The organism is Pseudoalteromonas sp. CO342X (assembly GCF_004208915.1).
Lineage (GTDB): Bacteria > Pseudomonadota > Gammaproteobacteria > Enterobacterales > Alteromonadaceae > Pseudoalteromonas > Pseudoalteromonas maricaloris.
Genome location: NZ_SGPH01000118.1, coordinates 1 through 218 on the forward strand (window position 1 = coordinate 1; position 218 = coordinate 218).

The following is a 218-nucleotide window of genomic DNA, read 5'->3' on the forward strand; positions in this document are numbered from 1 at the left end:
GACAAGTTACTGACCTTAAAAGGCAAAGCCATGACTGTGTTTGACGGCAGCATGGAGCAAGATATTGGCAGCAAACAAAGCGCCACTATGCCGAGTGCACCGCAAATTCAAGCCCTCTCTGAGAATGCTCGACTCTCACTTGCCGCCGATGGCATTGCCACCATGATGAGCAGTACCATTGAGTTGTCTTATACCTATCAAGATGGCAGCCCAATTAT

At 48.6% G+C, this 218-nt stretch carries 1 protein-coding gene; it reads left to right on the forward strand.

Features of this window, described 5'->3' with window-relative positions; genetic code table 11:
* Positions 1-218: hypothetical protein (locus EXT47_RS23950; protein WP_165383851.1), on the forward strand; the 218-nt coding region annotated here is incomplete at both ends.